Origin of the sequence: Xanthomonas sp. NCPPB 3005, from assembly GCF_041228095.2 — a bacterium.
GTDB classification, from domain to species: domain Bacteria; phylum Pseudomonadota; class Gammaproteobacteria; order Xanthomonadales; family Xanthomonadaceae; genus Xanthomonas_A; species Xanthomonas_A bonasiae.
The window spans coordinates 2,870,796-2,895,935 of the sequence record NZ_CP166096.2; the positions used below are offsets into that span (position 1 = coordinate 2,870,796).

The 25,140-nt window shown below is 70.5% G+C and carries 22 protein-coding genes; all 22 read left to right on the forward strand.

The genetic code is table 11. The features are described from left to right. The first annotated feature begins 1 nt into the window (after position 1). The 22 genes from fliG to AB8810_RS12575 all read left to right on the forward strand — a co-directional run bounded on the left by fliG (position 2) and on the right by AB8810_RS12575 (position 24,891). A complete protein-coding gene (fliG, locus tag AB8810_RS12470; protein WP_179565591.1) occupies positions 2-991 on the forward strand; it encodes a flagellar motor switch protein FliG in 990 nt (329 codons plus the stop codon). Continuing rightward, positions 988-1,608, forward strand: coding sequence for a FliH/SctL family protein (locus AB8810_RS12475; protein WP_179564513.1), 621 nt, complete (start codon positions 988-990; stop codon positions 1,606-1,608). The genes fliG and AB8810_RS12475 overlap by 4 nt, the downstream gene beginning before the upstream one ends. Continuing rightward, positions 1,605-2,981 carry a FliI/YscN family ATPase gene (locus AB8810_RS12480; RefSeq protein WP_179564512.1) on the forward strand — a complete coding sequence of 459 codons (1,377 nt, stop codon included), beginning with the start codon at positions 1,605-1,607 and terminating at the stop codon, positions 2,979-2,981. The genes AB8810_RS12475 and AB8810_RS12480 overlap by 4 nt, the downstream gene beginning before the upstream one ends. Positions 2,982-2,984: 3 nt before the next feature. Continuing rightward, the gene (gene fliJ, locus AB8810_RS12485) at positions 2,985-3,446 is read left to right on the forward strand and encodes a flagellar export protein FliJ (protein WP_369913803.1); all 462 of its coding nucleotides are present in this window, start codon (positions 2,985-2,987) and stop codon (positions 3,444-3,446) included. Next, entirely contained in the window at positions 3,443-4,741 is a 1,299-nt protein-coding gene (locus tag AB8810_RS12490) for a flagellar hook-length control protein FliK (RefSeq protein ID WP_369913804.1), read from the forward strand. Before fliJ ends, AB8810_RS12490 begins: the two co-directional genes overlap by 4 nt. 227 nt (positions 4,742-4,968) lie before the next feature. Continuing rightward, on the forward strand, positions 4,969-5,505 hold the full coding sequence (locus AB8810_RS12495) for a flagellar basal body-associated FliL family protein (protein WP_179564508.1): 537 nt from the start codon (positions 4,969-4,971) through the stop codon (positions 5,503-5,505). Between the two features lie 12 nt (positions 5,506-5,517). After that, positions 5,518-6,525 (forward strand): flagellar motor switch protein FliM, encoded by a 1,008-nt coding sequence (gene fliM / locus AB8810_RS12500; protein WP_179564506.1) that lies wholly within the window; start codon positions 5,518-5,520, stop codon positions 6,523-6,525. Next, positions 6,522-6,860, forward strand: coding sequence for a flagellar motor switch protein FliN (gene fliN, locus AB8810_RS12505; protein ID WP_179564504.1), 339 nt, complete (start codon positions 6,522-6,524; stop codon positions 6,858-6,860). Before fliM ends, fliN begins: the two co-directional genes overlap by 4 nt. Further along, positions 6,857-7,273, forward strand: a complete 417-nt coding sequence (gene fliO, locus AB8810_RS12510; protein ID WP_191826760.1) for a flagellar biosynthetic protein FliO — start codon at positions 6,857-6,859, stop codon at positions 7,271-7,273. The genes fliN and fliO overlap by 4 nt, the downstream gene beginning before the upstream one ends. Before the next feature lie 2 nt (positions 7,274-7,275). Continuing rightward, positions 7,276-8,097 (forward strand): flagellar type III secretion system pore protein FliP, encoded by an 822-nt coding sequence (gene fliP / locus AB8810_RS12515; protein WP_179564500.1) that lies wholly within the window; start codon positions 7,276-7,278, stop codon positions 8,095-8,097. Positions 8,098-8,101: 4 nt separating this feature from the next. Further along, entirely contained in the window at positions 8,102-8,371 is a 270-nt protein-coding gene (locus tag AB8810_RS12520; RefSeq protein ID WP_145708136.1) for a flagellar biosynthetic protein FliQ, read from the forward strand. A 15-nt stretch (positions 8,372-8,386) separates the two neighbouring features. Further along, positions 8,387-9,178, forward strand: coding sequence for a flagellar biosynthetic protein FliR (fliR, locus tag AB8810_RS12525; RefSeq protein ID WP_179564498.1), 792 nt, complete (start codon positions 8,387-8,389; stop codon positions 9,176-9,178). A gap of 135 nt (positions 9,179-9,313) precedes the next feature. Then, positions 9,314-12,271: a GGDEF domain-containing protein gene (locus tag AB8810_RS12530; protein ID WP_369913805.1), complete on the forward strand. Its 2,958-nt coding sequence runs from the start codon at positions 9,314-9,316 to the stop codon at positions 12,269-12,271. Positions 12,272-12,486: 215 nt separating this feature from the next. Beyond that, positions 12,487-15,384, forward strand: a complete 2,898-nt coding sequence (locus AB8810_RS12535; protein WP_369913806.1) for a diguanylate cyclase — start codon at positions 12,487-12,489, stop codon at positions 15,382-15,384. A gap of 89 nt (positions 15,385-15,473) precedes the next feature. Continuing rightward, positions 15,474-16,604 (forward strand): flagellar biosynthesis protein FlhB, encoded by a 1,131-nt coding sequence (gene flhB, locus AB8810_RS12540; RefSeq protein WP_179564494.1) that lies wholly within the window; start codon positions 15,474-15,476, stop codon positions 16,602-16,604. A gap of 17 nt (positions 16,605-16,621) precedes the next feature. Continuing rightward, positions 16,622-18,685 carry a flagellar biosynthesis protein FlhA gene (gene flhA / locus AB8810_RS12545; RefSeq protein WP_228319990.1) on the forward strand — a complete coding sequence of 688 codons (2,064 nt, stop codon included), beginning with the start codon at positions 16,622-16,624 and terminating at the stop codon, positions 18,683-18,685. 170 nt (positions 18,686-18,855) lie between these two features. Further along, positions 18,856-20,517: a flagellar biosynthesis protein FlhF gene (flhF, locus tag AB8810_RS12550; protein WP_369913807.1), complete on the forward strand. Its 1,662-nt coding sequence runs from the start codon at positions 18,856-18,858 to the stop codon at positions 20,515-20,517. Continuing rightward, positions 20,504-21,388, forward strand: coding sequence for a P-loop NTPase (locus AB8810_RS12555; RefSeq protein ID WP_179564490.1), 885 nt, complete (start codon positions 20,504-20,506; stop codon positions 21,386-21,388). Before flhF ends, AB8810_RS12555 begins: the two co-directional genes overlap by 14 nt. Continuing rightward, the gene (locus tag AB8810_RS12560) at positions 21,385-22,134 is read left to right on the forward strand and encodes an RNA polymerase sigma factor FliA (RefSeq protein ID WP_179564488.1); all 750 of its coding nucleotides are present in this window, start codon (positions 21,385-21,387) and stop codon (positions 22,132-22,134) included. Before AB8810_RS12555 ends, AB8810_RS12560 begins: the two co-directional genes overlap by 4 nt. A gap of 18 nt (positions 22,135-22,152) precedes the next feature. Next, a complete protein-coding gene (gene cheY / locus AB8810_RS12565; RefSeq protein WP_010341542.1) occupies positions 22,153-22,545 on the forward strand; it encodes a chemotaxis response regulator CheY in 393 nt (130 codons plus the stop codon). Then, on the forward strand, positions 22,545-23,153 hold the full coding sequence (locus AB8810_RS12570; RefSeq protein ID WP_179564486.1) for a protein phosphatase CheZ: 609 nt from the start codon (positions 22,545-22,547) through the stop codon (positions 23,151-23,153). The genes cheY and AB8810_RS12570 overlap by 1 nt, the downstream gene beginning before the upstream one ends. Positions 23,154-23,157: 4 nt before the next feature. Beyond that, complete coding sequence (locus AB8810_RS12575) at positions 23,158-24,891, forward strand: chemotaxis protein CheA (RefSeq protein WP_369913808.1); 1,734 nt, start codon at positions 23,158-23,160, stop codon at positions 24,889-24,891. Positions 24,892-25,140 lie beyond the last annotated feature (249 nt).

A 25,140-nucleotide genomic window follows, 5' to 3' on the forward strand; every position in this document is an offset into this window, starting at 1 on the left:
AATCAATGGAGTGCAGCGCGCCGCGGTGCTGCTGCTGTCGCTCGGCGAAGCCGACGCGGCCGAGGTGCTCAAGCACATGGACCCCAAGGAGGTGCAGAAGATCGGCATCGCCATGGCGACCATGAGCGGCATCTCGCGCGACCAGGTCGAGAAGGTCATGGACGAGTTCAACAACGAACTCGGCAGCAAGACCTCGCTGGGCGTGGGCGCCGACGACTACATCCGCAACGTGCTGGTGCAGGCGCTGGGCGCGGACAAGGCCGGCGGCCTGATCGACCGCATCCTGCTCGGCCGCAACACCACCGGCCTGGACACGCTGAAGTGGATGGACCCGCGCGCGGTCGCCGACCTGGTGCGCAACGAACACCCGCAGATCATCGCCATCGTCATGGCGCACCTGGACAGCGACCAGGCCGCCGAGGCACTGAAGCTGCTGCCCGAGCGCGTGCGCGCCGACGTGCTGATGCGCATCGCCACCCTCGACGGCATCCCGCCGAACGCGTTGAACGAACTCAACGAGATCATGGAGCGGCAGTTCTCCGGCAACCAGGGCCTGAAGTCGTCCAACGTCGGCGGGGTCAAGGTCGCCGCCAACATCCTCAACTTCATGGACAGCGGCCAGGACCAGGGCGTGCTGGCGGCGATCGGCAAGATCGACGCCGAGCTCAGCACCCGCATCCAGGACCTGATGTTCGTGTTCGACAACCTGGTCGAACTGGAAGACCGCGCGCTGCAGACCCTGTTGCGCGAAGTCAGCGGCGACCGCCTCGGCCTGGCCCTGCGCGGCGCCGACATCAAGGTGCGCGAGAAGATCACCAAGAACATGTCGCAGCGCGCCGCCGAAATCCTGCTCGAGGACATGGAAGCGCGCGGTCCGGTGCGCCTGGCCGATGTGGAAGGCGCGCAAAAGGAAATCCTCACCATCGTGCGCCGGCTGGCCGATGAAGGCGTGATCAGCCTCGGCGGCGCCGGTGCGGAGGCGATGGTATGAGCGGCAACGTGGTGCGCTGGTTCGCGCCGGAGCTCAACGCCGCGCCGGTACCCGAGCCGCAGTTCGAGGACGCCCTGCCCGAAGAGCCGGTCTTGCGTCCGCCCAGCCTGGAAGACATCCAGGCGATCGAGGCGGCCGCGCAGCTCGAAGGCTTCGAGCGCGGCCACAGCGAGGGCCTGGCCCAGGGCCAGGCCGAGATCCGCCGCCTGACCGCGCAGATCGAAGGCATCCTGGACAATTTCTCGCGGCCGCTGGCGCGGCTGGAAAACGAAGTGGTCGGCGCGCTCGGCGAACTGGCGGTGCGCATCGCCGGCAGCCTGGTCGGCCGCGCCTACGAGGCCGATCCGGCGCTGCTGGCGGACCTGGTCGGCGAAGCGCTGGATGCGGTCGGCGGCGCGCGCCGCGAGGTCGAGGTGCGCCTGCATCCGGACGACATCGCCGCGCTGACCCCGCTGCTGGCCTCGATGGCCGACGGCACCCGGCTGGTGCCGGACCTGACCCTGAGCCGCGGCGACCTGCGCGTGCATGCCGAAGCGGTGCGCATCGACGGCACCCTGGAAGCGCGCCTGCGCGCGGCGCTGGAGACGGTGATGCGCAAGTCCGGAGCCGGCCTGTGAGCGCGCTGTCCGGCACCCATCCGGCCGACTGGCTGGACGCGCGCAACCTGCGCCTGGCCTCGCGCCTGGGCCAGCTCGACCTGGACGCCGCCGCCGGCCGCGGCCTGATCCGCGAAGGCATCCTGCGCCGCGCGGTCGGGCTGACCCTGGAAGCGGTCGGCTGCGAGGCGCCGATGGGCGCCACCTGCAAGGTCGAGGTCGACGGCGGCTGGGTCGATGCCGAAGTGGTCGGCTTCTCCGGCGAACGCACCTCGCTGATGCCCAGCGCCGAAACCCATGGCCTGCTGCCCAACGCGCGGGTGGTGCCGGTGCGCCGCCGCGGCGGCGTGGAAGTGGGCGAAGGCCTGCTCGGCCGGGTCATCGATTCGGACGGCGTGCCGCTGGACGGCAAGGGCCCGATCCGCGCCGAAGGCTCGGTCGGCATGGCCGGCATCTCGATCAATCCGCTGGCGCGCGAGCCGATCACCATGCCGCTGGACGTGGGCGTGCGCGCGATCAACGCGCTGCTGCCGATCGGCCGCGGCCAGCGCGTGGGCCTGTTCGCCGGCTCCGGCGTCGGCAAGTCCACCCTGCTCGGGATGATGACCCGCTACACCGCCGCCGACGTGATCGTGGTCGGGCTGATCGGCGAACGCGGCCGCGAAGTGCGCGATTTCGTCGAGACCACGCTGGGCGAGGAAGGCCTGCGCCGCGCCGTGGTCGTGGCCGCGCCGGCCGACCGCCCGCCGCTGGCGCGCCTGCACGGCGCCTACCGCGCCACCGCGATCGCCGAATGGTTCCGCGACCAGGGCCTGAACGTGCTGCTGCTGATGGACTCGCTGACCCGCTTCGCCCAGGCGCAGCGCGAGATCGGCCTGTCGGTCGGCGAACCGCCGACCACCCGCGGCTACCCGCCGTCGGTGTTCGCCAAGCTGCCGGCGCTGGTCGAGCGCGCCGGCAACGGTGCCAAGGGCCGCGGCTCGATCACCGCCTTCTACACCGTGCTGACCGAAGGCGACGATCCGCAGGATCCGATCGCCGACGCCGCCCGCGCCATCCTCGACGGCCACATCCTGCTGTCGCGGCGCGTCGCCGACAGCGGCCTGTATCCGGCCATCGACGTCGAATCCTCGGTCAGCCGCGTGGTCCAGGACATCGCCGACGAGCCGTGGCGGCTGCGCATCCGCGCGCTGAAGCGGCTGGTCTCGGCGTACTCGGCCAACCGCGACCTGATCACCATCGGCGCCTACCAGCGCGGCAACGATGCGGCCGTGGACGAGGCGCTGGAGCGTTGGCCCGAAATCATGGAATTCCTCGGACAGGATGTCGCCAAGGCCGCAGATCTGCCCCACAGCCAGGCCGCGTTGAAGCGCCTGGTCGAACGTGAGAACTAAGCCATGATGCAATCACAGCGTATCGATCCCCTGCTCCGCCGCGCCCAGCAGCACGAGGACGAGGTCGCCCGCGACCTGGCCGAGCGCCAGCGCGCGCTGGAGACCCACGAGTCGCGGCTGGAAGAACTGCGCCGCTACGCCGAGGAATACGCCAACAGCCAGATGGCCGCGACCAGCCTGGCGCAACTGGCCAACCGCCGCGCGTTCCTGGATCGCCTGGAAAGCGCGGTGCAGCAGCAGTGCCAGACCGTGGACCGCAATCGCGAGAAGGTGGAAATGGAGCGCAGCCGGCTGTTGCTGGCCAGCCGCGACAAGCAGGTACTGGAACAACTGGCGGCCAGCTACCGCGCCCAGGAACGCAAGGTCGACGACCGCCGCAGCCAGCGCGAGATGGACGACCTCGGCGCGCGCCGGGTGCGCCTGGCGGTGGCCGCGGCCGACAGCGACAACGGAGACAGCCGATGAGCAACGCACTTTCCGCGCTGGGCGGCAACGCCCGCGCCAGCGCCTCCGGCAACAGCGCCGACACCCAGGGCCGCGACCGCAGCGGCGGCCAGGACTTCGACAAGCTGCTAGGCAACGACAGCGCGCGCGCCGCGCCGAAGCCGGCGCCGCGGTCGAGCGCCAAGTCGCAGCAGGCATCCGCCGACAAGGACGCGGCGGCGAAGCGGCCGGAGGCGGCGGACGACAACGCCAGCGAACCGGCGCGCAGCGCGCAGGCCGGCAACCAGGCCGCCCGCGACAGCGAAAAGAGCAGCGAGGACAGCAAGGCGCCGAGCAAGGACAGCAAGGCCGCCGCCAAGAAAGGCGAGGACGGCGAGGAAGACGCCGGCTGGCCGCCGGCGGGCCTGGCGGGCATCGGCATGAGCCTGTTGCCGACGCTCGCTGCCGCGCTGCCGGCGGCGAGCGCCGGCCCGCTGGGCGCGGCCGGGCTGGCGATCGGCGTCGCCGGCGCCGCCGCCCAGGGCGTGGCCGCGTTGCTCGGCGGCGACACCCTGGCCGCGGCGGCCGGCGCCGATACCGCCGCCGCCGGTGCGGCCGCGACCGCCGCCGCGCCGGCCACCGCCGCGGCCAACAGCGGCGCCAGCGCCACCGGCTTCGGCGGCATGCTGGCGCAGGTCGCCGGGGCCGCGGCGCAGGCCGCCAGCGGCGGCGATGCCACGGCCCCGGTCGCCGCACTGGCGGCACTGGCGACCGCCACCGACAAGAGCGCCGACAGCGGCAGCGATGCGGCCAGCACCGGCACCGATCCGATCAACCTGCTGGCCACGGCCGGGATCCACGCGCCGGCGCGCAGCGCCGACACCGCCGCGCCGTTCACCGGCTCGCCGACCCCGACCCCGAACCTACACGGCGAGAACTTCGACGACGAACTCGGCGCGCGCATGAGCTGGCTGGCGGACCAGAAGATCGGCCACGCGCACATCAAGCTCAGCCCGGCCGACCTGGGCCCGGTCGAGGTGCGCCTGCATCTGAACGGCGACCAGGTCAACGCCAGCTTCAGCAGCGCCCAGCCCGAAGTGCGCCAGGCGCTGGAAAACAGCCTGCCGCGGCTGCGCGACATGCTCGGCCAGCACGGCTTCCAGCTCGGCCAGGCCGACGTCGGCCAGCAGCAACAGCAGGCCTCGCAGAACGCCCGCCAAGGCAGCGGGTCGAACGCCGGCAATGCCGGCGGCGGCGCTGGCGACGAGCTGCTGGGCACCGTCGGGATTCCGTCGGTGGTGCTGCGCCAGCGCGGCCTGCTCGACGCCTACGCCTAAGCCAACCGCAGCATCGCGGCGGCCTCGGCCGCAACCGCTGCTTGTGGGAGGGGCGTCAGCCCCGACGCGGGTCACCGATCAAGCCCGTCGGGGTTGAACTCCATCCCACAAAAAGCCGCATCCATCGGCCGTCACGGCCACCGTCAAATATCCGGCGAGTCCATCCCGCCGTTTCGGCACGCCGATTGCATCCTTAGGGGCAGAGTCCCCCCTTAAGGAGCCCATCCGTGGCAGCAGCAGCCGACAAATCCAAGAAATCCGCCGACGCCAAGGATGCCAAAGAGGCCCCGGAGGGCGGCAAGTCGAAGAAGAAGCTGCTGATCATCGTCATCGCCGCGGTGCTGGTGCTGGGCGGCGGCGGCGCCGGCGCCTGGTTCTTCCTGAAGAAGCCAGATGCCGCCCATGGCAAGGCCGCGGCCAAGACCGCCGAGCTGCCCAAGCCGGCGCAGTACTTCGCGATGGACCCGGCGTTCGTGGTCAATCTCAACGGCAGCCCCGACGAGGGCCCGCACTACCTGCAGATGGAAGTGCAGCTGATGACCCGCGACCCGGAAGAGCTGAAGCTGATCACCGAGAACGCGCCGGCGATCCGCGCGCACCTGCTGATGCTGTTCTCGCAGGTGCAGGCGCAGGACATCGCCGACATCGCCGGGCGCAAGAAGCTGCAGGCCGCGGCGCTGGCCGACGCGCAGAAACTGATGACCGCCGAGACCGGCAAGAAGTGCGTGGAAGACCTGCTGTTCACCAGCTTCGTGACCCAGTAAGGCGCCGCCGCGATGACCGACCTGCTTTCCCAAGACGAGATCGATGCGCTATTGCATGGCGTCGATGCCGGTGCGGTGGACACCGGGCCGGCGCCGCCGGCGCCCGGCGAAGCGCGCCAGTACGATTTCTCCAGCCAGGACCGGATCATCCGCGGGCGCATGCCGACCCTGGAGATGGTCAACGAGCGCTTCGCGCGGCTGTGGCGGATCGGCCTGTTCAACCTGATCCGGCGCTCGGCCGACCTGTCGGTGCGCGGCATCGACCTGATCAAGTTCAACGACTACATGCACTCGCTGTACGTGCCGAGCAACCTGAACCTGATCAAGTTCAAGCCGCTGCGCGGCACCGGCCTGATCGTGTTCGAACCGACCCTGGTGTTCACCGTGGTCGACAACTTCTTCGGCGGCGACGGCCGCTACCCCACCCGCATCGAAGGCCGCGAATTCACCCCGACCGAGATGCGGGTGATCCAGCTGATGCTCAAGCAGACCTTCGCCGACCTGCACGAGGCCTGGGCGCCGGTGATGGAGGTGGAGTTCGAGTACCTCAACTCCGAGGTCAACCCGCACTTCGCCAACATCGTCACCCCGCGCGAGTACGTGGTGGTGAGCCGCTTCCACGTGGAGCTGGAAGGCGGCGGCGGCGAGATCCACATCACCCTGCCGTACTCGATGCTGGAGCCGATCCGCGAACTGCTCGACGCCGGCATCCAGAGCGACCGCGTGGACCGCGACGAGAGCTGGAACATCATGCTGCGCGAGCAGCTCAACACCGCCGAGGTCACCATCTCCAGCGTGCTGGCGCAGAAGCAGATGACCCTGCGCGAGCTGACCCGGCTGAAGATCGGCGACGTGCTGCCGATCGAGCTGCCCAAGCAAGTGCCGCTGTGCGTGGAGAACATCCCGGTGTTCACCGGCGAGTTCGGCATTTCCCGCGGCCAGAACGCCGTGAAGATCACTTCGACCCAACCCCCGGGCGCGCTGCGCCGCCGCCCCGCCCTTCAGGAAGACGCGTCATGAGCCAGAACGAAATCCCCGAGCCGGTCCCGACCCAGTTCGACAGCCTGCAGCCGGAAACCGGCAGCGACGGCAACGAGCTGAATCTGGACATGATCCTGGACGTGCCGGTGACGCTGTCGCTGGAAGTCGGGCGCAACCGCATTCCGATCCGCAACCTGCTGCAGCTCAACCAGGGCTCGGTGGTGGAACTGGAGCGCGGCGCCGGCGAGCCGCTGGACGTGTACGTCAACGGCACCCTGATCGCGCACGGCGAGGTGGTGACGATCAACGACCGCTTCGGGGTGCGCCTGACCGACGTGGTCAGCCCCAGCGAACGCATCCGGAGACTGCGGTGAGCCTATTGCTCGCGGCCGCCACCCAGGCGGCCAAATCGGCCTCGGGCGTCGGCAGCGCCGCGCCCTCGCCGCCCAGCCTGATCGGCGCGGTGTTCGCGCTGCTGCTGGTGCTGGGGCTGATCCTGGGCATGGCCTGGGTGCTCAAGCGCCTGCCCGGCAGCGGCTTCCGCCCGGCCGAGGGCCTGCGCGTGGTGGCCAGCCTGGCGGTCGGCGCCAAGGAGCGCGTGGTGGTGGTCGAGGTCAACGGCGAGCAGTTGCTGCTGGGCGTGTCGCCGGGCGGGGTACGCACCTTGCATCGCCTGCCCGAGCCGCTGCCGCAGGCGCCGGCGCCGTCGCTGCCGAACCTCAAGCAGCTCAAGAACCTCCCCGATTTCGCCCAGCTGCTGGCGCAGAAGCTGCGCAAGGACAAATGATCATGTTGCCTCGTTGGAACCGTTATGCGCGCGGCCTGCGCCTGCTGCTGATCCTGCTGACGCTGAGCCTGCTGCCGGCGCTGGGCTGGGCCCAGGCCGCGCCGACCGCGCCCGCCGCGCCGGCCGCGCAGAACGCCGCCCCGACCCTGCCCTCGCTGCCGGAAGTGAACGTCGGCAAGGTCGGTGCGCAGCCGGTGAGCCTGCCGTTGCAGACCCTGCTGCTGATGACCGCGATCACCCTGCTGCCGTCGATGCTGCTGGTGCTGACCGCGTTCACCCGCATCACCATCGTGCTCGGCCTGCTGCGCCAGGCGATGGGCACCGGGCAGACCCCGTCCAACCAGGTGCTGATGGGCCTGGCGCTGTTCCTGACCGCGCTGGTGATGATGCCGGTGTGGGAAAAGGCCTGGGGCCAGGGCATGAGCCCCTACCTCAACGGCCAGCTCGACTTCCAGACCGCGTGGACCCTGACCACCCAGCCGCTGCGCGCGTTCATGCTGGCGCAGATCCGCGAGGCCGACCTGATGACCTTCGCCGGCATGGCCGGCAACGGCACCTACAGCAGCCCCGACGCGATCCCGTTCCCGGTGCTGGTGGCTTCGTTCGTGACCTCGGAGCTGAAGACCGCGTTCGAGATCGGCTTCCTGATCTTCATCCCGTTCGTGATCATCGACCTGGTGGTGGCCAGCGTGCTGATGTCGATGGGCATGATGATGATGTCGCCGATGCTGGTCTCGGCGCCGTTCAAGATCCTGCTGTTCGTGCTGGTCGACGGCTGGGTGCTGACCGTCGGCACCCTCGCCGCCAGCTTCAACGGAGTCTGAGCCGATGAGTCCCGAATTGGCCCTGACCGAATTGCGCGGCGGCCTGATCACCGTGTTGTGGGTGGCCGGCCCGTTGCTGCTGTCGATGCTGGTGGTGGGCGTGGTGATCGGCGTGTTCCAGGCCGCCACCCAGCTCAACGAACCGACCATCGCCTTCATCGCCAAGGTCATCACCCTGACCGCGATGCTGTTCGCCACCGGCAGCATGCTGCTGGCGCACCTGGTCGAATACACCACCATGCTGTTCCAGCGCATTCCGCATCTGATCGGCTAGCGGGCCGCCAGCGCCATGGATTCCGCAACGCAAATGGTCATCGATGGCCAGCAGGCCTTCGCCATGGTCGGGGCGATCCTGTGGACCATGCTGCGCATCGGCGCGATGCTGATGGCGATGCCGCTGGTCGGCACCCGCGCGGTGCCGGCGCGGGTGCGGGTGATGCTGGCGGCGACGCTGGCGATGGCGCTGGCGCCGCTGCTGCCGCCGGTGCCGGACTGGAACGGCTTCGACGCCGCGGTGGTGCTGAGCGTGGCGCGCGAACTGGCGGTGGGCGCGAGCATGGGCTTCATGCTGCGGCTGATCTTCGAGGCCGGCGCGCTGGCCGGCGAACTGGTCTCGCAGAGCACCGGCCTGGGCTTCGCGCAGATGGCCGATCCGCTGCGCGGGGTCACCTCCGGGGTGATCGGGCAATGGTTCTACCTGGCCTTCGGCCTGCTGTTCTTCACCGCCAACGGCCACCTCGCCGTGGTGCAGCTGCTGGTGGACAGCTACAAGGCGCTGCCGATCGGCAATGCGCTGCCGGATGCGCAGGCGATGGCCTCGGTGGCGCCGGATTTCTTCATGAGCATGATGCGCGGCGCGGTGACCCTGGCGCTGCCGGTGATGGTGGCGATGCTGGCGGTGAACCTGGCGTTCGGCGCGCTGGCCAAGGCCGCGCCGGCGCTGAATCCGATCCAGCTCGGCCTGCCGGTGGCGGTGGTGATCGGCCTGGCGCTGCTGGCGGTGCTGGTCGGCGAGATGGGGCCGCCGGTGCAGCGCCTGTTCGATGCCGCCTTTGACGCCGCCCGGCAGGTCACCGCCTAGACTACGCGGGCGCAGGCGCGCTGCCGGGCCTTGCGCATTCAAGCCCCGTGCGGCTGCGCCGATATCCTTTCCAACGGTGTTGCGCGTGCAGCACTTACCGCCGCGCAGCGCCTTCCGGGGACGCCAGTCATCGCCGTGCCGAACAGCCACCCGCCGCTGTCGCCCTCCCCGTCGCGCGGCATCGCATGGCGGCTCGCCGCCCTGCTCGCGCTATGCGCCTGCGTCGGCGCCGCCCCGGCGCAGGAATACAGTTTCCGCGACTACGCGCAGGCCGACGGCCTGCAGGGCCTGAGCATCAATTGCCTGTACGCCGATCGGCACGGCGTGGTCTGGGCCTGCACCGAACTGGGCCTGCACCGCTACGAGCGCGAACGCTTCGAACAGGTCGGCACCGATGCCGGCTTCGGCAGTCCGCTGGTCTATTCGATCGCCGAGGATCGCCGGCAACGCATGTGGGTCGGCGCGTCCAATGCGCTGTACGTCGGCGACGGGCGCCGCTTCGCCGCCGTGCCCGGCGCCGACGGGCGCCGCCTGCGGATCGACCAGGGGCAATCGCTGGCGGCGTTCGGCGACGCCATCGTGGCGCTGAGCGGCAAACAGCCGCTGCGGATCGCCGCTGGCGCCGCTGGCGGCTGGCAGGTCGCGCCGCTGCGCACCGCCGACGGCGCGCCGCTGGCCGAGATCTCCAGCGTCACCGCGATCGGCGAGGCGCTGTGGCTGGGCTGCGGCCGCCAGCTGTGCCGGCTGGACGCGCAAGGCCGCCTGCAGCGGCTCGGCCGCGCCGAGGGCGTGCCCGACGACAGCTGGCTGGCGCTGCTGCGCGACCGCAACGGCACGCTGTGGGCGCGCGGCATCCACCACGTGCTGGCCTGGCCCGCCGGCGCGGCGGGCTTCGCCGAGCGGCCGCCGCCGCCGCCGCCGGGCAGCAGCCTGTCGACCATGGCGGTGGGCATCAACCTGGTCGAGGACGCCGCCGGCCGCGTACTGACCCGCAGCGACACCGGCCTGCTGCGCTGGGAAGGCGGGCATTGGCGCGCGTTCGAGCGTGCGCAGGGCCTGGGCGCGCTGGCGGCCAACATTTCCCCGATGCTCAGCGATCGCCAAGGCCGCCTGTGGATGGGCACCCGCGGCCGCGGCGTGCAGCGCTGGCTGGGCTACGGGCTGATCCAGCATTGGGAGGAACCGCAGGGACTGGCGACCGGGCCGACCTGGTCGATCCTGCGCAGCCGCGGCGACGGCCGCCTGTACGTGGGCAGCGAAATGGGCGCCAACGTGCTCGACGCCGACAGCGGGCGCATGCTGCCGCTGACCGACCGCGACGGGCAGGCGTTGCGGCAGACGGTGCAACTGATCGATGCCGCCGACGGCAGCCTGTGGCTGGGCCAGTCGTCCGGGCGGGTGCTGCAGCTGGATCGCGGCAGCGGCCGCATGCTGGAGCGGACCAAGGTGCTGTCGGCGCTGAAATGGATGTTCTTCGACGACGCCGGCACGCTGTGGCTGTTGACCACCCGCGGCATGTTCCTGCTGCCGCCGGGCGAATCCAGCGCACGGCCGGCGCGCGACGTGCCGCGCGACCAGTTCGTCGGCGGCGGCTACGATGCGCGCCGCCGCTTCTGGCTGGTCGGCAAGAACGGCCTGTACCTGCGCCAGGCGCAGGGCTGGCAGTCGATCCGCCTGCGCGGCGCCGCGCTGCCGGATGCGGAACTGGACAAGTTCAGCATCGACGCCAGCGACGAAGCCTTGCTGTCGTTCGACGATGTCGGGATCTGGCGCGGGCGCTTCGACCCGCGCAGCGCCAGCCTGTCGCTGCGCAAGGTGGACGACCCGCTGCTGGCGCGGATCGTGCCCTACGTGCTGCGCCAGGACCGGCAGCAACGGTTGTGGGTCGGCAGCAGCCAGGGCCTGGATTTGTGGTCGGGCGGGCGCTGGATCCGGGTCACCCAGGCCGACGGACTGCTGTGGGACGACACCTCCGAATCGGCGTTCTTCGAGGACAGCGACGGCTCGGTGTGGATCGGCAACAGCAAGGGCGTCAGCCAGATCCTGGACCCGGCGCGGCTGTTCGCCGTGCGCCCGCTGCAGTTGCGCTTGCTGCGCGCCACCCGCGCCGGCAAACCGGTCACCGCCGGCGCACAGCTGCCGTGGTCGCAGCAGCCGATCGAGTTCGCCTTCTCGGCCCCCGGCGCGGTCGGCGGCAGCGACAGCATCGGCTTCCGCTACCGCCTCGAGGGCCTGCAGGAGCAATGGGCCGGCACCCAGCAGGCGCATCTCAGCTACACCCTGCTCTCGCCCGGCCGCTACGCGCTGGAGGTGCAGGCGCTGGACGAACGCCAGCGCACCCGCAGCAACCTGGTGCGCCTGGAATTCTCGATCATGCCGCCGTGGTGGCGCAGCCCGCTGGCATGGATGGCGTACCTGCTGGCGGCGGCATTGCTGCTGACCGTGGTCTGGCGCTGGCGGGTGAAGCAGTTGCTGGTGCGCGAGCGCACCCTGGCGCGCCTGGTCGCCGAGCGCACCCAGGAACTGGAGCACGACAAGCGCGAACTGGAGCAGGCGCGTGCCACGCTGGCGCTGAAGTCGGTGCGCGACGACCTCACCGGCCTGCTCAACCGCGTCGGCATCCTCGACGCGCTGGCGGTGCAGATCCAGCGCTGCCAGAACGACGGCAGCCCATTGGCGGTGGCGATGATCGATCTGGACCACTTCAAGCAGATCAACGACCAGCACGGCCATCTGATCGGCGATGCGGTGCTGGCGCGGGTCGGGCGGCGCATGAACGCCAACCTGCGCGGTGCCGACCTGATCGGCCGCTACGGCGGCGAGGAACTGCTGGCGGTGCTGCCGGGCCTGTCGCCGCCGGCGCAGAGCCGGCTGCGCGCCCTGCACCAGGTGATCGGCGCCACCCCGTTCCTCACCGACGCCGGCCTGCTCGAGGTCACCGCCTCGATCGGCGTGGCCTGGTACCGCGAGGGCGAGTCGGTGCAACAGTTGCTCAGCCGCGCCGACGACGCGCTGTACCGGGCCAAGCATGGCGGCCGCAACCGGATCGAATTGCACCTGGACCCGGCCCTGGGAGCCAGCGTGCCGCGCTGAGCGGCGCCGGCTCAAGCCCAGCCGCGGCACGGCCGATAACAGACAGCGAGCGACGCGCGCGCAGCGCCACGGCAGCCGACCGCTGCGACCACGGCACGCAACGGTCGCGCTCCTTCTCCACTTCACTTCTTGCCCGGTGCCGCACGCGATGTCGGATTTCCTGCCAGCCCCCGCCGATGACTGCCGCGGCACACGCGGCGGCTGAGGGGCCCGGCATGCGCGCGCGCCGGCGCGGCCTGTGGCCGCTGCAGGCCCTGCTGCTGTGGCTGTCCCTGGAACTGCTGTCGGCCGGCGTCGCCCGTGCGCAGTCGATTCCGTTGCGCCGCTACGCCCACGACCAGGGCCTGCTCGGCCTGGCCGACACCTGCCTGCTGCAGACCGGCGACGGCAGCCTGTGGGTGTGCACCGAGAGCGGGCTGTACCGCTTCAATGGCCATCGCTTCGAACAGGTGCCGCTGCAGGGGCAGCGCGGCCATTTCATCAGCGCCGCGACCGAGGACGCCGAGCACCGGTTGTGGGTGGCCACCTTCGACGCGCTCTATGTCGGCGACGGCACCCAACTGCGCCGGCTGACCACGCAGGAGACCGGACCGCTGCACAAGAACAAGCTGCGCCTGGCCAGCGCCCCCTGGGGCATGGTGCTGCTCAACGGCCAGCAGGCGCTGCGCGCGGTGCCCGCCAGCGACGGCCGCTGGCGGCTGCGGCCGCTGTTCGACGCGGCGACCCTGGCGCGGCTGCCGCAGCTCGGCAAGCTCGCTGCGGCGCAGAGCGAAGCCGACACGCTGTGGCTGGGCTGCGACCAGGAGCTGTGCCGGGTCGCCGCCGATGGTTCGGTGACGGTCTACGGCCAGGCGCAGGGCCTGCCGCCCGATCGCTGGCGCCATGTCGTGCGCGACCACGACGGCGCGCTGTGGCTGCGCGGCGACCACCACGTGATGCAGTTGCCGGCCGCGGCCGAGCGTTTCGTCGCGCGGCCCCCGCCCGGCGCCGGCCAGCGCCAGGTGGTCGGCCAGGCGCAGATCCTGCTCGATCCGCAGGGGCGCGTGCTGGTCCGCACCGGCCAGGGCCTGGCGCGCTGGGAACATGGCCACTGGCGCCAGTTCGACCGCAGCAACGGCCTGCCCGACGGCGGCATCGTGGTGCTGCTGTTCGACCGCGCCGGCGACCTGTGGATGACGGTGGACGGCGAAGGCGTGGTGCGCTGGAACGGCTACGGCTGGATCGAGAACTGGGACGTCTCGCAAGGCATGAGCACCGCGCCGACCTGGAGCATCCTGCGCAACGGCGACGGCGCGCTGCTGCTCGGCAACGAAGCCGGCATCAACCGCCAACGCCGTCCCGACCAGCGCTTCCAGCCCTGGCTGACGGATGCCGGGCTGCAGGTCATCAGCCTGCAGATCGCGGCGGACGGATCGCTGTGGAGCCTGGGCTCGCTGGGCGAACTGCGCCACCACGATCGCCACGGCCGCCTGCTGCGCAGCTATCCGCGCCTGGGCGGCTCGATCAGGCGGGTGTTCCTGGATGCCGACGGCCGGATCTGGATCCTCGCCGCGGATGGGCTGTACCTGCTGCAGCGGCCGCAGTCCGACGACGTGCCGCAGCGGGTGCAGGCACTGCCCGCCGGCGAGTACTCGGACATCCAGCAGCGCCGCGACGGCACCCTGTGGCTGGCCGGCGCGGCCGGCGTGTTCCGGCTGCGCGGCGACACCTGGACCCCGATCCGGCTGCAGCTGGACGGCAAGCCGGCGCAGCCGTGGGTCAGCAAGCTGCTGATCCAGGAAGACGGCCAGGTCTGGGCCGCGCTGTACAACCCGGGCGTGTGGCAGGGCCGGCTCGACGGCGACACCCTGCAGTTGCGGCCGAGCGCCCAGCCCGAGCAGCGCGAACTGCAGATCTACCTGATACGGCGCACCCGCAACGGCTGGATCTGGATCGGCCACAACCAGGGCGTGGACGTCTACGACGGCCGCCGCTGGTCGCGCCTGACCCAGTCGCAGGGGCTGCTGTGGGACGACATCTCCGAATCGGCGTTCTTCGAGGACCACGACGGCTCGGTGTGGATCGGCACCAGCAAGGGCGTCAGCCATATCCTGGCCCCGCCGCGCCTGTTCCAGGCCAACGCGCCAGGGGTGATGCTGAGCGAATTCAGCCGCGGCGGCCATCCGATCACCGCCGGCGCGCGCCTGCCCTGGAACGAGGAGCCGCTGCACATCGAGGCCGGATCGCCGGACCTGTACGACGACCGCAACCGGGTTTCACTGCGCTACCGCTTCGAAGGCGCGCATACGCGATGGATCTACACGCCCAACTTCGAGATCGAGCACCCGCCGCTGGCGCCGGGCGACTACACGTTCGAACTGCAGTTGCTCGACGCCTACCGGCACAGCGCCTCGGCGCCGGTGCGGGTGGCGTTCTCGGTGGCGCCGGTGTGGTGGCGCAGCCAGACCATGCTGGCGCTGTACGCGCTGCTCGGCGGCGGGCTGGCGATCGCCGCGCTGCATTGGCGCGAGGGCCGCCTGCGCCAGCGCGAGCGCCACCTGGCCGACCTGGTCGCGCTGCGCACCCAGGAACTGGAGCACGACAAGCGCGAGCTGGAGATCGCCCGCGCCGCGCTGGCGGTGAAGGCCTCGCACGACTCCCTGACCGGCCTGCTCAACCGCGCCGGCATCCTCGATGCGCTGGCCGCGCAGATGCGGCACAGCCTGGCCGAAGGCTGGCCGCTGGCGGTGGCGATGATCGACCTGGACCACTTCAAGCGCATCAACGACACGCACGGCCACCTGATCGGCGACGCGGTACTGACCAAGGTCGCGCAGCGCCTGAACAGCAATCTGCGCGAATCGGACCTGATCGGCCGCTACGGCGGCGAGGAACTGCTGGGCGTGCTGCCCGGACTGCCGATCCCGTCCCACGAGCGGCTGCAGGACCTGCGCGTGGCGGTCTCCGGGCATCCGCTGCGGGTCGGCACGCAGAACCTGGCGGTCACCGCCTCGATCGGCGTGGCCTGGTACCGGCCGGGCGAGAACCTGCAGCAGTTGCTGGCCCGTGCCGACGAGGCGCTGTACCGGGCCAAGCGCCTGGGACGCAATCGCGTGGAACTGCAGCAGGACTAGGCAGAGGCGACGCGGCGCGGCCGTGCAGCGAACGGTACGGTCCTTGCAGGAGGCTGGGTTGAATCCCCTGCCCGGCACGCCTCACCGTCATGTCCGAAAACGAAGAAGGCACCGAAAAAACCGAACAACCGACCGAAAAACGCCTGCGCGAGGCGCGCGAGCAGGGCAACATCCCGCATTCGCGCGAACTGGCGACGGCGGCGGTGTTCAGCGCCGGCATCTTCGCCCTGATGGGGATGTCCGGCTCGCTGGCGGCCGGCGCGGCGAACTGGATGAAGGGCGCGCTGCGCCCGGATCCGCGCCTGCACGACAACCCGGACGCGCTGTTCGGCCACTTCGGCGAACTGCTGCTGGGGCTGCTGTGGGTGACCCTGCCGCTGGTCGGCATCTGCGTGGCGGCCGGCTTCGTCGCGCCGATCCTGATGGGCAGCCTGCGCTTCTCCGGGGCGGCGCTGATCCCCAAGTTCGAGCGGCTCAACCCGATGGCCGGACTGACCCGGCTGTACGGCCCGGAAAGCCTGGCCGAACTGTTCAAGTCGATGCTGCGCATGGGCTTCGTCGGCGGCGCCGCCGCGCTGTGCATCTCCAACAACGTCGACGGCCTGCGCAGCCTGATGCGGCAACCGCTGGAGACCGCCATCGGCGACGGCTTGGGCTTCACCCTGCACCTGCTGCTGTATACCGCCGGCGCGCTGGCGCTGCTGGCGGCGATCGACGCGCCGTACCAGAAGTGGAACTACACCCGCAAACTGATGATGACCCGCGACGAAGTGCGCCGGGAAATGAAGGAGAGCGAGGGCAGCCCGGAGGTCAAGGGCCGCATCCGGCAGATGCAGATGCAGCTGTCGCAGCGGCGGATGATGGAGGCGGTGCCCAGCGCCGACGTGGTGGTGGTCAACCCCACCCACTACGCGGTGGCGCTGAAATACGAGAGCGGCCGCATGCGCGCCCCGACCGTGGTCGCCAAGGGCGTGGACGAACTGGCCTTCCGCATCCGCGAGATCGGCGAGCAGCACCGCGTCGCAGTGGTGTCTGCGCCACCTTTGGCACGCGCCTTGTATCGGGAAGGGCAACTCGGCAAGGAAATTCCCGTGAGACTGTATTCGGCGGTGGCCCAGATCCTCTCCTACGTCTACCAGCTGCGCTCCTGGCGCAGCGGGCCGATGCCGCCGTTGCCGCCGCTGGAGGTCGATGAATTCGCCCCGGGGAGCAAGCCGTGAGCCAGCCTGCCGCGCAGATGAACACGCGCAAGATGATGGACATGATCAAGCACGGCCTGGGCGCGCCGGTGATCGTGATGGCGATGCTGGCGATGGTCGTGGTGCCGCTGGCCGCGCCGGTGCTGGATGCGCTGTTCACCTTCAACATCGCGATCTCGCTGATGGTGCTGCTGGCGGTGGTCTACGTGAAGCGGCCGCTGGAGTTCAGCATCTTCCCGATCGTGCTGCTGATGACCACGATGCTGCGCCTGGCGCTGAACGTGGCCTCCACCCGCGTGATCCTGATCAACGGCCAGGACGGCCACGGCGCCGCCGGCAAGGTCATCGAGGCGTTCGGCGAGTTCGTGATCGGCGGCAACTACGCGGTCGGCATCGTGGTGTTCGCGATCCTGACCATCATCAACTTCGTGGTCATCACCAAGGGCGCCGGGCGCGTGTCGGAAGTGACCGCGCGCTTCATCCTCGACGCCATGCCCGGCAAGCAGATGGCGATCGACGCCGACCTCAACGCCGGCCTGCTGACCCGCGAGGAAGCCAAGGCCCGGCGCGAGGAGGTGCGCGAGGAAGCGGACTTCTACGGTTCGATGGACGGCGCCAGCAAGTTCATCCGCGGCGATGCCATCGCCGGCATCCTGATCCTGTTCATCAACCTGATCGGCGGCATGGCGGTCGGCGTCCTGCAGCACGGCATGCCGGTGGCGCAGGCCGCGTCCACCTACACCCTGCTGTCGATCGGCGACGGCCTGGTGGCGCAGCTGCCGGCGCTGCTGGTGTCCTCGGCGGTGGCGATGCTGGTCACCCGCGCCTCGCGCTCGCAGGACATGGGCGCCTCGATGATGGGCCAGGTGTTCGGCCAGCACAAAGCGCTGGCGGTGGCCGCGGCGATCCTGGGCCTGGTCGGCCTGGTCCCGGGCATGCCCAACGTCGCTTTCTTGACGCTGGCGCTGATCCTGGGCCTGCTGGCCTGGAAGATGTGGAAGCGCAGCCTGCTGCCGGAAGAAGCCAAGCCGGATCCGGCGCAGCAGGCGGCCAGCGCCGGCGCGCAGGCCAACGCCGAACTGGGCTGGGACGAACTGCGCCCGATCGATCCGCTGGGCCTGGAGGTCGGCTACCGGCTGATCCCGCTGGTGGACAAGGCCCAGGGCGGCGAACTGATGGCGCGGATCAAGGGCGTGCGCCGCAAGCTGACCCAGGACATCGGCTTCCTGATCCCGCCGGTGCACATCCGCGACAACCTGGAGCTGCCGGCCAACGCCTACCGCCTGCTGGTGCACGGGGTGCCGGTGGCCACCGCCGACATCCACCCCGATCGCGAACTGGCGCTGGACCCGGGCGGCGCGCTGGGCAAGATCGACGGCATCGCCGGCAAGGACCCCGCGTTCGGCCTGGACGCGATCTGGATCCAGCCGCACCAGCGCGCCCAGGCCGAGACCATGGGCTACACCGTGGTCGACCCGGCCACCGTGATCGCCACCCACCTGTCGCACCTGATCCGCGAGCACGCCCCGGAACTGCTCGGCCACGAAGAGGTGCAGCAGCTGCTGGCCACCCTGGCCAAGAGCGCGCCGAAGCTGGTCGAGGACCTCACCCCGAAGGCGCTGCCGCTGTCGGTGGTGGTGCGCGTGCTGCAGAACCTGCTGATCGAGAAGATTCCGGTGCGGCAGCTGCGCAAGATCGTCGAGGCGCTGGTCGAGCACGCCCCGCAGAGTCAGGAACCCGGCGCGTTGACCGCGGCGGTGCGCAATGCGCTGGGCCGTTTCATCGTCCAGGAAATCGCCGGAATGTCGGCGGAGCTGCCGGTGTTCACCCTGGCCCCGCAATTGGAACGTGTCTTGCAAGACTCTACCCAAGGCAACGGTGCCGCGCTGGAACCCGGCCTGGCCGAGCGACTGCACCAGAGCCTGGCCGAATGCGTCAGCAAGCAGGAAGCCCGCAACGAACCGGCGGTGGTGCTGGTCCCGGCGCAAGTCCGCGCCGCGCTGGCCAGGCTGGTCCGCCACAGCGTCCCCTCGCTGTCGGTGCTGTCCTACAGCGAGGTACCGGAAGACAAGCGGCTGAAGCTGGTCGGGACGATCAGCTGAGGTGACGGGAATCGGGAACAGGGAATGGGGAATCGCAACATCGTCCCCGCAGCGGAGAGAGCAATGAGCAAGACCACAGCAACCAGCACCAGGCATCGCGGCCCGCCAGACACCGGCGCAGGCATCGCATCCATTCCCCATTCCCGATTCACTATTCCCGGCGTTCACCCATGAAGATCAAACGCTTCGTAGCCCCCGACATGCGCACCGCGTTCCGCATGGTCCGCGACGAGCACGGTCCGGATGCGGTGATCCTGTCCAACCGGCGCACCGACGAGGGCATCGAGATCGTCGCCGCCAGCAACTACGACGAAGCCCTGGTGCAGCAGGCGCTGGACGCGGCGCGTCCGGAAGAGGCGGCGCCGCGGCTGCAGGTGTCGGCCGCCAATCCGGCGCCGCGTGCGGCCAAGGCCGCCGCCAACCCGGCGATGGCGATGATGGCCGCGATCAGCGAGCGCCGCGCCCCGGCCGCCGCCATGGCCGGCGCCGGCAGCAGCGCGAGCGTGGCGCAGGCCGCGCCGGCGCGGCCGCTGACCCAGCCCGCCGCGATCGCCGCCTCGGCGATGCCCGCAGGCACCGCGCCGGCGCCGAGCCGCCCCGCCGCCGCGCCGCGGGCCCCTGCCCCGGCCCAGCCAGCCGCCCCCTTCGCCGAATTCCGCATTCCCGAGGACGTGTTCCGCAACGCACCGATCAGCGTGCCGATGCCCAGCCCGTTCGCCGCCCCGGCCGCCGCTGCCAGCGCCGCCGCGATCGCCGCCGACGTGCCGGCCTGGCTCGAGGACATCGCCGCCGTGTCGCTGACCCCGGCCGCCGCGCCGGGCGCCGCGAACGTGGTGCCGCTGCCGGCCGCGGCGCCGGCGGCCAGCGCCGGGATCCCGGCGCCGCCGACGCTGGCGCCGGTGGCGAGCTTCCCCGGCGTGCAGAACGACGAACAATTGACTCAGCTGCGCGACGAACTGGCGCTGATGCGGCAGATGATCGAGCGCGAGATGAACCGGCTCACCGACGAACGCCTGCGCGGCTCGCCGGTGCGCGCCCAGGCGCTGGAGCTGATGGACGACTACGGCTTCGACAGCGGCCTGACCCGCGACGTGGTGATGCAGATCCCCGCCGACCTGGAACTGCACCGCGGCCGCGGGCTGATGCTGGGGCTGCTGTCCAAGCGCCTGCCGATTGCCCCGCTGGACCCGATCGAGGAAGGCGGCGTGATCGCCCTGATCGGCCCCACCGGCGCCGGCAAGACCACCACCATCGCCAAGCTGGCCTCGCGCTTCCTGGAGCGCCACGCCGCCCGCGACGTGGCCCTGGTCACCACCGACACCATCCGCGTCGGCGGCCGCGAACAGCTGCACAGCTACGGCCGCCAGCTCGGCATCGCCGTGCACGAGGCCGACAGCGACGCCGCCCTGCAGCAGCTGCTGGAGCGCCTGCGCGACTACAAGCTGGTGCTGATCGACACCGCCGGCATGGGCCAGCGCGACCGCGCCCTGGCCGCACAGCTGCACTGGCTGCGCGCCTCGCGAGTGGTCCGGTCCTTGCTAGTACTCCCTGCCAACGCTCATTTCTCCGACCTGGACGAGGTGGTGCGCCGGTTTGCCGGCGCCGATCCGCAGGGGGTGATCTTGACCAAGCTGGATGAAACCGGGCGGTTTGGCAGTGCCCTGTCGGTGGTCGCGGACCACCGGCTTCCCATCACCTGGGTGACCGATGGTCAGCGCGTGCCGGACGACCTGCACCGCGCCAACGCCGCCAGCCTGGTATTGCGCCTTGAAGATTTGCGGCGCGCTGCCGATAAGCCCTGTACTCCGGAGCAGAACCATGCCGTCGCGTGATTACGCCAATCTGACCAATGCCTTCCCCCTGTCGGCAACGCGCAGCGAACCGCTCGGCCCGGTGCGCACGATCGCCGTGACCGGCGGCAAGGGCGGCGTCGGCAAGACCAACATCTCGGTCAACCTGTCGATGGCGCTGGCCGATATGGGCAAGCGCACCCTGCTGCTGGACGCCGACCTCGGCCTGGCCAACGTCGACGTGCTGCTCGGGCTGACCCCCAAGTTCACCCTGGCCGACCTGGTCGCCGGGCGCTGCACCCTGGAAGAGGTGCTGATCGACATGCCCAACGGGCTGATGGTGGTGCCCGCCGCCTCCGGTCGCCGGCACATGGCCGAGCTGCCGCCGGCCCAGCACGTCGGCCTGGTCAACGTGTTCTCCGAGCTCAAGCGCGAGCTGGACGTGATGATCATCGACACCGCCGCCGGCATCACCGACAGCGTGCTGACCTTCTGCCAGGCCGCGCAGGACGCGGTGGTGGTGGTCTGCGACGAGCCGGCCTCGATCACCGACGCCTACGCGCTGATCAAGGTGCTGTCGCGCGAACGCGGCGTGGACCGGGTGCAGATCGTCGCCAACATGGTCCGCGACCTCAACGAAGGCCGCCTGCTGTACGACAAGCTGAGCCGGGTGTGCGAGAAGTTCCTCGGCGACGTGTCGCTGAACTACCTGGGCTGCGTGCCGCAGGACGACTGGCTGCGCCTGGCGGTGCAGCGCCAGCAGCCGGTGGTCAAGGCCTACCCGTCCAGCCCGTCGGCGCAGGCGATCGCCGAGATCGCCCGCCGCACCTCGCGCTGGCAGGCCCCGACCGTGCCGCGCGGCAACGTCGAGTTCTTCGTCGAACGGATCATCCAGCGGGGGGTCGCCGCATGAACGCCGCCGCCCAGTACCGCGCCGTGCAGCGCAACAGTTCCAACGACTACATCGCCCAGCATTCGGACCTGGTGCGGCGCATCGCCCACCACCTGGCGGCGCGGCTGCCGGCCAGCGTCGAGATCGACGACCTGATCCAGGCCGGCATGATCGGCCTGATCGAGGCCTCGCGCAGCTACGACGCCGACCAGGGCGCCTCGTTCGAGACCTACGCCTCGATCCGCATCCGCGGCTCGATGATCGACGAGATCCGCCGCGGCGACTGGGTGCCGCGTTCGGTGCACCGCCGCGCCCGCGACGCCGCCTCGGCGATCCGCAAGATCGAGCAGAGCACCGGCCGCGCCGCCGCCGCCAACGAAGTGGCCGCGGCGATGGACATGCCGCTTCCCGAATACCTGCGATTGATGGAAGATGCCGCGCGCGGCCAGGTGCTGAGCCTGGAGTCGCGGGTCGAAGACCACGGCGAGCTGGACACCATCGCCAAGGGCGGGCCCAATCCGCAGCAGATGCTGGAGCGCAGCGAGTTCGGGCGCGAACTGGGCAAGGCGATCGCGCAGCTGCCCGAGCGCGAGCAGCTGGTACTGTCGCTGTACTACGAACAAGAATTGAACTTGAAGGAAATCGGCGCGGTGCTCGGTGTCAGCGAGTCGCGCGTCTGCCAGATCCACGGCCAGGCCACGGTACGCTTGCGCGGACGCTTGAAAGCGTTCGAAGCGGCGGACGCCGGCCTGGAAGACGAAGAATAAGACCCAAGGGAGTTAGCGGTGAACAAGAACATGCGGATTTTGATCGTGGACGATTTCTCGACGATGCGGCGCATCGTCAAGAATCTGCTCGGCGATCTGGGCTTCACCAACACTGCAGAGGCCGAAGACGGCAACAGTGCGCTGGCGGCACTGCGCTCGGCACCGTTCGAGTTCGTGGTCACCGACTGGAACATGCCCGGCATGACCGGCATCGACCTGCTGCGCAACATCCGTGCCGACGACAAGCTCAAGCACCTGCCGGTGCTGATGGTGACCGCCGAGGCCAAGCGCGAGCAGATCATCGAGGCGGCGCAGTGCGGCGTGAACGGCTACATCATCAAGCCGTTCACCGCGCAGACGCTGCAGGAGAAGCTGGGCAAGATCTTCGAACGCCTTGGAGCGACCGCCTGATGCAAGCCACCGCCGAACGCAGCGCCCTGATCGAACGCCTGCAAGGTGCGCTGGACGCACTGGAGCGCGGCGACGAAACCGCCTGGCGCAAGGAAATCGACACGCTCGCCGCGTGGCGCACGCGGCCGATGATGCAGGGCCTGAGCCGGCTGGCGCGCGACCTGGGCCAGGCGCTCGGCGAGCTGCCCACCATCCCCTCCGAAGCCGGCGAGCTGGACGACGCCTGCTCGCGCCTGGACCACGTGGTGGCGATGACCGAACAGGCCAGTCACCGCACCCTGGACCTGGCCGAGGAATGCCGCGCGCTGGCCGACCAGCTGCGCGCCGGCGGCCTGACCGGCGACCAGGGCGAGATCCTCGACAAGATCCGCCACAACCTCACCGAGATGGCCCTGGCGCAGAGCTTCCAGGACCTGACCGGGCAGATCATCCGCCGCGTGGCGACCATCGTGCGCCGCGTGCACGAGGGCTTCGGCGCGCTCGGCCTGCCGCCGAAGGAAGACAAGAAGCCCGACGGCAGCCTGGCCGGCCCGGCGCTGGCCGGGCTGGACCGCCACGGCGTGTCGCAGAACGACGCCGACGACCTGCTGTCCGGACTGGGGCTGTAATCCGATGAGCGCCGTGCCCGACGACATCGCTGCCGACTTCATCATCGAGGCCCAGGAAATCCTGGACCGGCTCGGCGAGCAGTTGGTGTCGCTGGAGCAGGCGCCAGAGGACAGCGACCAGCTCAACGCGGTGTTCCGCGGTTTCCACACGCTCAAGGGCGGCGCCGGGTTCCTGGCGATCACCCCGATGGTCGAGCTGTGCCACGCCGCCGAGGACACCCTGGGCCAGGCCCGTGCCGGCCAGGCCACCCTGCAGGCGCGGCACTTCGACGCCGCGCAGCAGTCGCTGGACTACCTGCAATCGATGCTCGACGCGTTCGGCAGCGGCAGCGAACCGCCGCGCGCGCCGCAACAGCTGATCGCGCAGTTCGCCACCAGCGGCGAAGAGACCGCCGCGCCCAGCGCCAAGGCCGCCGTCGCCGCGCCGCCGCCCGCCGCAGGCGGCAACGGCGACATGATCGACGACGACGAATTCGAAGCGTTGCTCGACCAGTTGCACGGCGGTGCCGCGCCGGCCGCGCTGCCGGTGCCGGCCGCCGCGCCGCGGCCGGCGCCCAGCGCCAAGCCCGCCGCTGCGCCCGGCAAGGCCGCAGAACCCGAACACACCGTGCGCGTGGACACCAAGCGCCTGGACGCGATCGTCAACCTGATCGGCGAACTGGTGCTGTCGCGCAACCGGCTCAAGACCCTGCGCGTGCGCCTGCGCGACGAAGAACTGGACCGCGCGGTCAGCAGCCTGGACATCGCCACCTCGCGCCTGCAATCGGCGGTGATGCGCACCCGCATGCAGCCGGTCGGCAAGGTGTTCTCGCGCTTCCCCAAGGTCGCGCGCGACGTCGCCCGCTCCCTGAACAAGGAGGTGGACCTGGAACTGATCGGCGCCGACACCGAACTGGACCGCAATCTGGTCGAGGCGCTGGCCGATCCGCTGGTGCACCTGGTGCGCAACGCGATCGATCACGGCATCGAGACGCCGGCGCTGCGCGAAGCCACCGGCAAGCCGCGCGGCGGCCACGTACGCCTGTCGGCGCAGCAGGAAGGCGACTACGTCAGCATCGAAGTGCAGGACGACGGCGCCGGCATCGACCCCGAACGCCTGCGGCAGAAGGCGCGCGAAAAAGGCCTGATCGATCCGGAGGCCGCCGCGCGGCTGACCACCGAGGAATGCCTGCACCTGGTGTTCCTGCCCGGTTTCTCGACCAAGTCCGAAGTCACCGACATCTCCGGCCGCGGCGTCGGCATGGACGTGGTGCAGTCGCGCATCCGCGAACTCAGCGGGCAGATCCAGATCCAGTCCGAACTGGGCCGCGGCAGCCGCTTCCTGATCCGCGTGCCGCTGACCCTGGCGATCCTGCCGACCCTGCTGGTGCAGGCCGGCGACACCGTCTATGCGCTGCCGCTGGCGCGCGTGGTGGAAGTGCTGCACGCGCCGCGCCGCGCGCTGGGCTGGTTCGACGGCCGCGCCGTGCTCGACCGGCAATCGCACACCTTGCCGCTGGTGGACCTGCGTCACTGGTTGAACATCGAAGCGCCGGAACTGCCGCTGCTGACCGTGGTGGTGCTGCAGGCCGGCGAATCGCGCATGGGCCTGGTCGTGGACCAGGTCCGCGGCCGCGAGGAAGTGGTGATCAAGCCGCTGCCGCGCGCACTGCGCGGCCTGCCCGGCTACGCCGGCGCGACCCTGATCGGCGATGGCCGGCTGGCGTTGATCCTGGATGTGGACGGGTTGAAGAGCTGAGAAGCCGGGATTGGGGAGTCGGGATTGGGGATTTGAAGGCGGTCCCGGTGCGGATCGCTGGCGGGCGCTCCGATGCCCAAAGTGTCATCGACCTGCCGGTAAGTTCAACGTCGGTTTCCCGCCGCGCGCTCCTGTAGGAGCGGCTTCAGCCGCGACGCCTTACCGGTAACGCGTCGCGGCTGAAGCCGCTCCTGCAGGGTGCCGCGCGCGCGCCGATCCGCGGCTCGACAGCCGACGGCCGGGCGCCTC